Source organism: Actinospica durhamensis (genome assembly GCF_018139695.1).
Taxonomy (GTDB): Bacteria; Actinomycetota; Actinomycetes; order Streptomycetales; family Catenulisporaceae; genus Actinospica; species Actinospica durhamensis.
This window is the reverse complement of the sequence record NZ_JAGSOG010000018.1, coordinates 1-10,856: the sequence shown is the minus strand read 5'-3', so window position 1 is coordinate 10,856 and position 10,856 is coordinate 1. Positions and strand designations below refer to the sequence as shown.

Genomic DNA, 10,856 nt, shown 5'->3' with positions numbered 1-10,856 from the left:
CGGAGCGCGCCACGCGGAATGAGTCCTCTGATTTCCATTTCCGGTTCCCATCCGCCGCATCAGCGCCCCATCACGCCGCGATGGGCCGCCATCACCGGGCGAAGTCGGGGCGAGGTCCGGCGGATGGGGCCGGCTGGTGGACTTCGACGTGGTCGCGGCACTCGCCGCGACGTCCTCGCCCGGATTGGGGGAACCGACCATGTCCGTCGACACCGATTCCGTCGACCAGAGCGCCATCACCCGGATCGGGGTGGTGGGTTCCGGCACGATGGGCGCGGGGATCGCGGAGCTGTGCGCGCTGCGCGGTCTCGACGTGCGCCTGTCCGTCTCCCGCGAGTCCTCGCTGACCGCGGCGCCGCGGCGGATCGCGGCCTCGCTCGAGCGGCAGGTGGCTAAGGGCCGGATCGAGGCCGGCGCCCGAGACGCCGCGCTGGCCCGGATCACGGTCGGCATGGACCTGGCCGACCTGTCCGACCGCGACCTGGTGATTGAGGCCGGGCCGGAGGACGAGGCGGTCAAGCTCGAGCTGTTCACCGCCCTGGACAAGGCCACCGCGCCGTCCGCGATCCTGGCCTCCACCACCTCGTCCATCTCCATCACCCGGCTGGCCGGCGCCACCACCCGGGGCGCGCGGGTTCTCGGCGTGCACTTCTTCAACCCGGTCGGCGTGCTCCCGCTGGTCGAGATCGTGCCGACGCTGCTCAGTGCCCCCGAGGTGGTCGACGAGGTGCAGACCTTCGTCGACACCGTGCTCGGCAAGACCTGCGTGCGGGCCGCCGACAGCAGCGGGTTCATCGTCAATGCCCTGCTGATCCCGTACCTGCTCGCCGCGGTGCGGATGGTCGAGTCCGGCCCGTCCACCGCCGCCGAGATCGACCAGGCCATGGAGCTCGGCTGCGCCCACCCGATGGGGCCGCTGCGGCTGTCCGACCTGATCGGGCTCGACGTGGTGGTGGCCATCGCCGAGTCCCTGCACGCCGAGTTCAAGCAGCCGCAGTACGCCGCGCCGGCGCTGCTGCTGCGGATGGTCGAGGCCGGACTGCTCGGCCGCAAGACCGGGCGCGGCTTCTACTCCCATGCCTGATCCACTCCGCCTACCCCATCTCATCCGTGAGGACCCGCCGTGCACGAATACCTGAACGTGAAGAAGTCCGCCGAGATCAGCGACGTGTTCTGGGACGTGACCGAAAAGGCCGGCCTGTTCGACGTGATCGTCAAGGGCCTCGGCGGCGGGCGGCACCGCTCCGTCGAGACCGGCCGTGAGTTCCTGAACATGTCCTCCTACTCCTACCTCGGCCTCGACACCCACCCCCGGCTGGTGCGGGCCGCCGCGGACGCGGTGCTGGCCGAGGGCGCGCTCAACACCTCGACCTCGCGCATGCGGGTGCGCTTCACCTCGCTGCTCGACGCCGAGGAGGCGATGTCCGAGCTCTTCAACGCGGAGGTGGTCACCGTCGCCTCCTGCGCCGCGGCCGCCTGGGCCGCGCTGCCGCTGGTGGCCTCGGGCCTGTTCACCGACAACGAGCCGCCGCTGATGGTCTTCGACCGCACCGCGCACTTCTGCCTCAACGCCATGAAGCCCTCCGTCGCGGACGAGGCCGAGCTGACCACGGTCCGGCACAACGACGTCGAGGCCCTGGAAGAGCTCTGCAAGACGCACAAGCGGGTGGCCTACGTCGCCGACGGCGTCTACAGCACCGGCGGCCAGGCCCCGGTCAAGGAACTGCTGCGGCTGCAGGAGAAGTACGGCCTGTTCCTGTTCTTCGACGAGGCCCACGGCGTCTCCACGGTCGGCGAGTTCGGCCGCGGCGTGGTGCTCAGCGAGATGGGCGAGATCAACGACCAGACGCTCATCATCACCTCGCTCAACAAGGGCTTCGGCGCGTCTGGCGGCGCGGTCTTCCTGGGCCCGCGCGGCTCGCAGCGGCGGCGCACGGTGGCGATCCGCAACGGCGGCCCGATCATGTGGTCCCAGCGCATCAACACCGCCGGGCTCGGCGCCGTGCTGGCCTCGGTGGAGCTGCACCGCACGGCGGAGCTGACCGAACTGCAGCAGCGGCTGCAGCGCAACATCGCGCTCTTCGACAGCCACATCGAGACCGAGCAGCACGGCGACGGGCTGCCCATCCGGCACGTGAACCTGGGCGACGAGACGCTCACGGTGAAGCTGGCCGAGGCGCTCTACCAGGAGGGCTTCTACACCTCGCCGATCTTCTTCCCGGTGATCGGGCGCGGCAAGGCCGGGCTGCGGCTGATGATGCGCGCGAACATGGAGACGGCCGACATCGAGCGCTTCTGCCTGCTGCTGGCGAAGCTGCGGGCGGAGCTCGACTGACCGTGGCCGCGCTCAGTACGTACATCGACCCGCGCTCGGAGGCCTTCCGGCGCAATCTCGCCGACTTCGACGAGCGCCGCCGCTCGGTGGCCGAGGCCCGCGGCGCCGCCCTGGCCGGCGGCGACGAGCGCTCGCACCGGCGGCACGCCGAGCGCGGGAAGCTCACGGCCCGTCAGCGCCTCGCGCTGCTGCTCGACCCCGGCTCGGCCTTCCTCGAGGTGGGGCAGCTGGCCGCGCACGAGGTGTACGAGCAGCCGGTGCCCTCGGCCGCGCTGGTGACCGGGATCGGCGTGGTGGCCGGGCGCCTGGTGATGGTGTTCGCCAACGACGCCACGGTCAAGGGCGGCTCGTACTTCCCGCTGGGGGTGCAGAAACAGTTGCGCGCCCAGGAGATCGCCCGGCAGAACGGGCTGCCCTGCATCTACCTGGTCGACTCCGGCGGGGTGTACCTGCCGCTGCAGGCCGAGATCTTCCCCGGCCCGAACACGCTCGGCACCATCTTCCGCAACATCGCCGAGATGTCGGCGCTCGGGCTGACCCAGATCGCCGCCGTGATGGGCTCGTGCACGGCGGGCGGGGCGTACATCCCGACCATGTGCGACGAGACCGTCATCGTGCGCGGCAACGGCACCGTCTTCCTCGGCGGCCCGCAGCTGGTCAAGGCGGCCACCGGCGAGGTGGTGGACGCCGAGACGCTCGGCGGCGCCGACCTGCACACCCGGGTGTCCGCGGTGGCCGACCACTACGCCCTCGACGACGAGCACGCCCTGGCCCTGGTGCGCGAGATCGTGGCGCGCAACCCGGGGCCGCGGCTGGCCGAGCCGCCGCGCGAGCCGAGCCCGCCGAAGTACGACCCGGCCGAGCTGGCCGGGATCGTCAGCGCCGGCCTGCGCGAGCCGATCCCGGCCAGGGAGATCCTGGCCCGGCTGCTCGACGGCAGCGAGCTGGCGGAGTACCGGGCGCGCTACGGCACGACCCTGGTCTGCGGCACCGGGCACATCGGCGGCTATCCGGTCGGCGTGCTGATCAACGACGGGGTGCTCTTCTCCGAGAGCGCGCTGAAGGCGGCCAACTTCATCGAGCTCTGCGTCCAGCGCGACATCCCGCTGCTGTTCCTGCACAACATCAACGGGTTCATGGTGGGCGCGCAGTACGAGGCCGAGGGCATCGCCAAGCACGGCGCGAAGCTGGTCAACGCGGTGGCCACGGCCCGGGTGCCCAAGTTCAGCCTCGTGGTCGGCGGCAGTTTCGGCGCGGGCAACTTCGCCATGTGCGGCCGCCCGCTTGGCCCGACGCTGATGGCGATGTGGCCGAGCGCGAAGTCCACCGTGGTCGGCGCGGAGCAGACCGCGACGGTGATGGCGCTGCTGCGGGCCGAGCAGCTGGCCAAGCAGGGCCTCGAACTGTCGGCCGAGGAGGAGGAGTCGATCCGCCGCCCGATCATCGAGGCCTACGACGAGCAGTCCCGCCCGGTGTACTTCGCCGCGCGGCTGTGGGTGGACGCGGTGATCGACCCGGTCGACACCCGGTCCTGGCTCACCCTCGCGCTGGCGATGGCCGCGACCTCCCCGAGACAGGACACGCAGTTCGGCGTGTTCAGGATGTGATGGCGATGCTCAAGCGAGTCCTGATCGCGAACCGCGGCGAGATCGCCCGGCGGATCGCCCGCACGTGTGCCCGGCTCGGCGTCGAGTACGTGGCCGTGCACTCCGAGGCCGACACCGAGGCCGAGCACCTGTTCGGCGCCTTCGCCCGGGCCCCGATCGGCCCGGCCCCGGCGGCCGAGAGCTACCTGAACATCGACGCCCTGGTGGACGCGGCGGTGCGGCACGGCTGCGACGCGGTGCACCCGGGCTACGGATTCCTCTCCGAGAACCCCCGCTTCGCCGAACGGGTGCTCGCGGCCGGGCTCACCTTCGTCGGGCCGCGGCCGGAGACGATCGCCGCGATGGGCGACAAGTCCACCGCAAGGGCCCTGATGGCCGCGGCCGGGGTGCCGGTGCTGCCGGGCTCGGCCGAGGCCACCGAGTCGGTGGACGCGCTGCTGGCCGACGCGCGGCGGATCGGCTACCCGCTGATCCTCAAGCCCACGGCGGGCGGCGGCGGCAAGGGCATGCGGGTCGTGCACGAGGAGGCCGAGCTGGCCGACGCGGCGGCCGAGGCGATCCGGCTCGGCCGGGCCGCGTTCGGCGACGGCCGGGTGCTGGCCGAGCGCTACGTGGCCCGGCCGCGGCACATCGAGGTCCAGGTGTTCGGGGACGTGCACGGCGCGGTGGTGCACCTGTTCGAGCGGGACTGCTCGCTGCAGCGGCGGCACCAGAAGATCGTGGAGGAGGCCCCGGCGGCCGGACTCGACCCGACGGTGCGGGCGGCGCTGCTGGATGCGGCCGTGCGCGGCGCCGAGGCGCTGAAGTACGTCAATGCAGGTACATTCGAGTTCATCCTCGGCCCGGCCGGCGACTTCTACTTCCTCGAGGTCAACACCCGCCTGCAGGTCGAGCACCCGGTGACCGAGGAGATCACCGGCCTCGACCTGGTGGAGTGGCAGCTGCGGGTGGCCGCGGGCGAGCCGCTGCCGCTGGCCCAGGAGGAGATCTCGGCCACCGGCCATGCGGTCGAATGCCGTGTCTACGCCGAGGACCCGGCCGCGGGCTTCCGTCCGGCGCCGGGCCGGGCGCTGCTGGCGCGCTGGCCGGAGTCGGTCCGGGTGGAGGCGGCCTTCGAGGACGCGGGCGCGGCGCCGGAGCACTACGACCCGCTCGTGGCCAAGCTGATCGCGCACGGCCCGGACCGCGCCACCGCCCTGCGCCGGCTGCGCGCCGCGCTCGGCGCCACCGCCGTGCTCGGGCTGACCACGAACGTGGGCTTCCTGGCCCGGCTGCTGGACGAGCCGCGGGTGCGGGCCGGCCGGATGGACACGCACCTGGTGGACCGGGTGGTCGCGGACGGCGCGGCCGAGCCGGAGGAGGCCGCGGTGGCCTGCGCCGCGGCCATGGCCGGGCTGGGCGGCCCGTACCCCGACTCGCCCTGGTTCGGCGGCCTCGGCCCGTTGGACCGCGCCGCGCTCGACCCGGCCGCGCCGCTGGGCCGGATCGCGGTGCGCCGCGGCGAGCGGGAGCGGGTGGCCCGGCTGCTCTCCCGCTCCGGCCGCGGACTCGTGGTCGCGGTGGACGAAGTGCCCTTCGATGTCTCCGGCGCCGCCCGCGGCCGGCTCTGGCACGGCCGCGTCGGCCCGCACACCTGGTTCGGCCTGCGCACCGGCGAGGGATACGAACTCGCCGTGGACGGGTACCGGATCGCCCTGGCCGAGCACGTGTACGGCCTGGAGAATGATCAGAACACGGATAATGTGCTGCGGTCGACCCTGCCCGGCACCGTGGTCGCCCTGCCGCACGCGGCCGGGGACGTGGTGGAGGCCGGGGAGACCGTGCTGGTGCTCGAGGCGATGAAGATGGAGCACCGCCTGGTCGCCCCGGCCAGGTCGGTGATCGCCTCGCTCGGCGCCGCCCTGCACGACGCGGTGGCGGCCGGGCAGGTACTCGCCGTCCTCGAACCCGCCGGAGACGATCTCGTCGAGGACCACGCCGGCGCACCGATCGCAGCCGCTCAACTCGAGAACGAACGGACGGACCATGGGAACTGACACGGAATCGGACACCCCGACGCTGCTGCTGGTGGGCGGCGCCCGGGCGGTGAGCCTGAGCGTGGGCATGGTGGGCGACGCGCTCGCCCAGGCCGCCGCGCACGGCCTGGCCACCCACGTGACCGGGCCGGCCGCCGCGCTGGCGGCCACCCCGACGGTGATCGACGCGGCCGACGCGGTCTCCGCGGTGGAGTTCGCCGACCCGGCGGCCACCCGTGCCTGGGCGGCCCGGCAGGCCTGGCGCGGGCGCGGCTTCGACCTCGTCTTCGCGCTGCAGGAGATGGCGCAGGTGGCGGTGGCCGAGGCGGCCGAGGAGCTCGGCGTGGCCGGGAACCCGCCGGACGCGGTGCGCCGGATCCGCACCAAGGACCTGTGCCGCAACGCGCTGGCCGAGGCCGGATTCGTCCAGCCGCGGGTCCGGCTGTGTACGGACACCGACGAAGCGCTGGCGTTCGCGGCCGAGTTCGCCGGACCCTGGGTGATCAAGCCGCGCGACGCCATGGGCAGCATCGGGGTGAGCCTGGTGCGGGACGCGGCGCTGCTGGCCGAGGCGGTGGGCGAGCTGCCCGAGCCCGACCGCTTCCTGATCGAGCAGTTCGTCTCAGGGCCGGAATTCAGTGTGGAGGGCGTGTTCCTGGACGGGGAGCCGCGCGTCTTCGCCGTGACCGCGAAGGACAAGGCCGAGCCGCCCTACTTCGTCGAGATCGGCCACACCCTGCCCGCGGGGCTGTCCGAGACCGACGAGGCGCGGGTGCGCGAGACCGTCACCTCCGCGCTGCGCACGCTCGGCCTGCGCGTCGGCGCCTTCCACGTGGAGCTGTGGCTCACCGACGAGGCGGTCGTGCTCGGCGAGGTGCACGGCCGCTACGGCGGCGACTGGATCCACCGCATGCTCGAGTACGCCTTCCCCGGCCTCGAGCTCTACGGCACCGTGTTCCAGGACATGCTCGGCCGCTATCAGGGTCCGAAGGAGTTCGTCGCGCAGCGCGGCGCGGCGGTGCGCTACCTCACCCCGCCGCCCGGCCGCCTGGTGCGGATCGAGGGCTGGGACGAGGTCGCGGCCCACCCGGCGGTGATCTACTCCGAGCTCTCCGCGCGGCCGGGCGCCACCCTCGGCCCGCTGCGCAAGTCGAGCGACCGCGCCGGCCTCCTGGTGGTCGGCGCCCAGGATTCCGCGGCGGCCGAGAAGCTGGCGCGCGAACTGGTCGAGGCGGTCCGGTTCACCGTGGAGCCGGACGCGCCCGACACCGACTGACGCCCGGGCGCCGCGACGCCCGCTTCCCCCAAGGACGGACAGCAGTCATGACCGCGATCGCACAGCAGCAGCCCATCGGCATCCTCGGCACCGGCTCCTACCTGCCGGCGCGGGTGGTGTCCAACACGGAGATCGCCGGCCCGGCCGGCGTGGACGCGCAGTGGATCGAACGCAAGACCGGCATCCGGGCCCGGCACCGGGCCGCCCCCGACCAGGCCACCTCCGATCTCGCGGCCGAGGCCGGCCGGCGCGCCCTTGCCGCGGCCGGGGTGAGCGCGCACGAGCTCACCACCATCGTCGTGGCCACCTCCACCCCCGACCAGCCGCAGCCGGCCACCGCCAGCTTCGTGCAGCACCTGCTCGGCGCCGACCAGGCCGCCGCGGTCGACGTCAACGCGGTGTGCAGCGGCTTCGTCTACGCGCTCGCCATGGCCGGCGGGCTGCTGCGCTCGGCCGCCGCGGACGGCCTCGCGCTGGTGATCGGCGCGGACGTCTACTCGCGCATCCTGGACTATCAGGACCGCAAGACCGCGATCCTGTTCGGCGACGGCGCCGGGGCGGTCGTGCTGGGCCCGGCGCCGCGCGGCCGCGGCCTGTACGCCGGGCGGCTGCGCGGATTCGGCGCGGAGCACGGGCTGATCGGGGTGGAGGCCGGCGGCAGCCGGCGGCCGGCCTCGGAGGGCACGGTGCGCGAGGGCGGGCACTACTTCCGGATGGACGGGCGCGGCGTGCGCGAGTTCGTCGCGGCCCAGGTGCCCAAGCTCGTACACGGGCTGCTGGACGAGGCCAGGCTGCGCCCCGAGGAGCTGCGCCACCTGGTCCCGCACCAGGCGAACGGCGTGATGCTGCGGGAGCTGGCCGACCTGCTCGAGCTGCCGGACACCCGGATGCACCTGAACGTCGAGCACTACGGCAACACCGGCGCCGCCTCCATCCCGATCGCGCTGGACGAGGCCTGGCGGGCCGAGGCGATCGGCGCCGGGGAATCGGTGCTGCTGGCCGGATTCGGCGGCGGGATGAACTGCGGCCTCGCGCTGCTCGAGCGATAACCTGAACAGGGATCTGATTCAGGTCCACGGTGAACGAGGCCCGCGCCCGACGGCGCGGGGGAGGGGGTGGCGGCCGTGACGGCCTGGCTTCCCGAGGGCGCGGCCCGGCGGCTGCTTGCGGCCGCGACGCTGCTGACCATGCTGGGCTACGGCATCTACCTGACCGCGGGTGTGCTCTACCTGACCCAGGGGCTGCACCTGCCCGCGGCCGAGGTCGGCCTCGGCATGAGTGCGGCCGGCGCGGTCTCGCTGGCCGCGGGCGTCCCGATCGGCCACCTGGCCGACCGGCTCGGCGCCCGCGGCGTCTACAGCGTCACCCTGCTGCTCGGCGGCCTGGCCATGGCCGGGCTGTGTCTGAGCCGGGCGTTCTGGCCGTTCCTGCTGTGCGCCACGGTCAGCGCCGTCGCCCAGTCCGCAGGCCCGGCCGCGCGCGGTCCGCTGGTGGCCAAGTACGGCGGCGAGCGCCCGGCCGAGTTCCGCAGCTATCTCAGGGCCGTGACGAACCTGGGCATCGCGGTCGGCGCCCTGGTCGCGGCCTGGGCGGTGGAGCGCGACACCCAGGACGCGTACGTGCTGGTGATCGCGGCCAGCGCGGTCTCCTACGGCATCGGCGCGGTGACCGCGGCGCTGATGCCGAGCGTGCCGCCGCGCCTGGCCCGGCCCGGGCCGCGCTGGATCGCGCTGCGCGACCGGCCCTACGTCGCCCTCACCGTGCTGGACGGCCTGATGGCGGTGCAGTACCGGGTGCTGACCGTCGCGGTGCCGCTGTGGCTGCTCGAACGCACCACGGCGCCGCGCTGGTCGGTGTCCGCGGTGATGCTGCTCAACACCGCGATCGTGGTCTGCCTCCAGGTGCGCGCGAGCCGGCGCATCGACTCGGTTCCGGCCGGCGCGGCCGCGTTCCGCCGGGCCGGCTTCGCCTTCCTGCTCTCCTGCGTCGCGGTCTCGCTGGTCTCCGGCGCCCCCGGCTGGCTGGTGCTCGTGGTGCTGCTCGCGGCCGTGGCCGTGCACACCTTCGGCGAGATGTGGCAGGCCGCGGGCGGATTCGAACTCTCCTTCGCGCTCGCCCCGGACGACGCGGTCGGCCAGTACCAGGGCCTGTTCGGCATGGGCCTCGGCCTCGGCATCACCATCGGCCCGAGCGTGCTCATCGCGCTGTGCATCGACCTGGGCCGCCCCGGCTGGTGGATCGTCGGCATCGGCTTCGCGCTGACCGGGCTCGCCGTGCCGCCCACCGCCCGCTGGGCACAGCGCGAACTGGAACATCGCGCCGTGCCGCAGCCGGGCGTGGTGGAGCCGCAGCCGAGCCCGGGGGTCTGAAGGGTCTGATCCCCGGTGTCAGTGTCCGACGACGGCGCCGTTCCCGGCCAGCTCGAGCCCGGCGAGCTCGAGCCCGGCCACCGGGATCCGCAGCGGCATCCGGTTCACCTCGAAGCGGGACCGGGCGACGCGTTCGAGGGCGGCGGCCCGCTCGTGCGGATCGTCATCCTCCATCAGCCGTTCCAGCGCGAAGCTGCGGCTCGCGCCGCGGAACCGGCAGGTCGCGCAGCCGCCGACCGGATCCACCTCGATCCGCACGAAGTGGTGCTCGGCCAGTTCCCCCATCAGGTCCTCGGCCTGGCGCTGCCCGACCTGCAGCAGCGGCACGCCGATGTGCGAGGGGAAGCCGTCCGCGGTGATCAGCGCGAGCCGGCGCAGCAGCCTGCGGGCGTCCTCGGAAAGGTGCTGATACGACCCGGCGATCGAGGCGCGCACGCTCACCTCGCTGTGTTCGAGCTCGTCGAGCAGCCGGACGTTGTCGCGCAGCCGCTCCGCCATGGCCCGTAGGCTGATGTGCGGCCGCGCGGCGAGCCGGGAGCCGACCGCGCGCAGCGCCAGCGGCAGCCCGTCGGTCAGCCGGTGCAGGTCGGAAAGGGCCTCGGGCTCGGCCGTGGTGCGGGCCTGCCCCACGTACTGCGCCAGCATCGTCGAGGCCTGCTTCGAGTCGAAGCCGGTCAGCTCGCGCCGCCAGGCCGCCGGGATCCAGGTCGGGCGGGTGCGGCCGGTCAGCAGCACCGCGCAGCCGCCGTGCCCGGGCAGCAGCGGCAGCACCTGCTGCTCCGAGTCGGTGTCGTCGAGCACGACGAGCATCCGGCGGCTGCCGAGCAGATGTCGGAACAGGTCGGAGCGGCTCTCGGTGTCCGGCGGCAGCGCGGCCCCGACCACGCCGAGCACCCGCAGGAAGCGGCCGAGCACGATCGCCGGGTCGAGGGCGACGCCGTCGTGGCTGAGCCGGGCGAAGAGCTGGCCGTCGGGATAGTACGGGGCCAGCCGGTGCGCCGCGTGCACGGCCAGCGTGCTCTTGCCGCAGCCACCGCGCCCGTACACGGCCAGCGTCGGCACCACCGGCGCCGCGACGTCCCGTGAGCGTCCGAGGGTGTCGGTGATCCAGCCGAGGGTCTCGTCCCGGCCGATGAAGTCGGCGATCGCGGGCGGCAGCAGCCGCGGCACCGGTAGACCGCGCTCCGGCGCCGGGGTCGGCGCGGGGATCGACGCGGGCGGCGGCGCCGGTGCGGCCGGGACGGGGGCGGGAAC

8 protein-coding genes are annotated in these 10,856 nt (G+C 73.7%); 7 read left to right on the top strand and 1 reads right to left on the bottom strand.

The window, feature by feature from the left end:
• Positions 1 to 199: 199 nt before the first annotated feature.
• The 7 genes from KDL01_RS06310 (at position 200) to KDL01_RS06280 (ending at position 9,602) form a co-directional block, all read left to right on the top strand.
• Positions 200 to 1,084 (top strand): 3-hydroxybutyryl-CoA dehydrogenase, encoded by an 885-nt coding sequence (locus KDL01_RS06310; RefSeq protein WP_212527435.1) that lies wholly within the window; start codon positions 200 to 202, stop codon positions 1,082 to 1,084.
• 39 nt (positions 1,085 to 1,123) lie between these two features.
• The gene (locus KDL01_RS06305) at positions 1,124 to 2,335 is read left to right on the top strand and encodes an 8-amino-7-oxononanoate synthase family protein (RefSeq protein WP_212527389.1); all 1,212 of its coding nucleotides are present in this window, start codon (positions 1,124 to 1,126) and stop codon (positions 2,333 to 2,335) included.
• A gap of 2 nt (positions 2,336 to 2,337) precedes the next feature.
• On the top strand, positions 2,338 to 3,942 hold the full coding sequence (locus KDL01_RS06300) for a carboxyl transferase domain-containing protein (RefSeq protein ID WP_212527388.1): 1,605 nt from the start codon (positions 2,338 to 2,340) through the stop codon (positions 3,940 to 3,942).
• A 5-nt stretch (positions 3,943 to 3,947) separates the two neighbouring features.
• A complete protein-coding gene (locus KDL01_RS06295; protein ID WP_212527387.1) occupies positions 3,948 to 5,978 on the top strand; it encodes an acetyl/propionyl/methylcrotonyl-CoA carboxylase subunit alpha in 2,031 nt (676 codons plus the stop codon).
• Positions 5,968 to 7,233: an ATP-grasp domain-containing protein gene (locus KDL01_RS06290; RefSeq protein ID WP_212527386.1), complete on the top strand. Its 1,266-nt coding sequence runs from the start codon at positions 5,968 to 5,970 to the stop codon at positions 7,231 to 7,233. The genes KDL01_RS06295 and KDL01_RS06290 overlap by 11 nt, the downstream gene beginning before the upstream one ends.
• A gap of 47 nt (positions 7,234 to 7,280) precedes the next feature.
• Entirely contained in the window at positions 7,281 to 8,282 is a 1,002-nt protein-coding gene (locus KDL01_RS06285; protein ID WP_212527385.1) for a 3-oxoacyl-ACP synthase III family protein, read from the top strand.
• Between the two features lie 75 nt (positions 8,283 to 8,357).
• Positions 8,358 to 9,602, top strand: coding sequence for an MFS transporter (locus tag KDL01_RS06280; RefSeq protein WP_212527384.1), 1,245 nt, complete (start codon positions 8,358 to 8,360; stop codon positions 9,600 to 9,602).
• Positions 9,603 to 9,620: 18 nt separating this feature from the next.
• On the opposite strand, the gene KDL01_RS06275 is transcribed toward KDL01_RS06280, so the two are convergent.
• Positions 9,621 to 10,856, bottom strand: a 1,236-nt coding sequence (locus KDL01_RS06275) for an NB-ARC domain-containing protein (RefSeq protein ID WP_246576034.1), incomplete at its 5' end; no start/stop codon positions are given.

What these genes read in the sequence shown, in the direction of transcription:
- KDL01_RS06310 (WP_212527435.1), top strand. Translation starts at nt 200, where the DNA reads ATGTCCGTCGACACCGATTCCGTCGACCAGAGCGCCATCACCCGGATC.
- KDL01_RS06295 (WP_212527387.1), top strand. Translation starts at nt 3,948, where the DNA reads ATGCTCAAGCGAGTCCTGATCGCGAACCGCGGCGAGATCGCCCGGCGG.
- KDL01_RS06290 (WP_212527386.1), top strand. Translation starts at nt 5,968, where the DNA reads ATGGGAACTGACACGGAATCGGACACCCCGACGCTGCTGCTGGTGGGC.
- KDL01_RS06285 (WP_212527385.1), top strand. Translation starts at nt 7,281, where the DNA reads ATGACCGCGATCGCACAGCAGCAGCCCATCGGCATCCTCGGCACCGGC.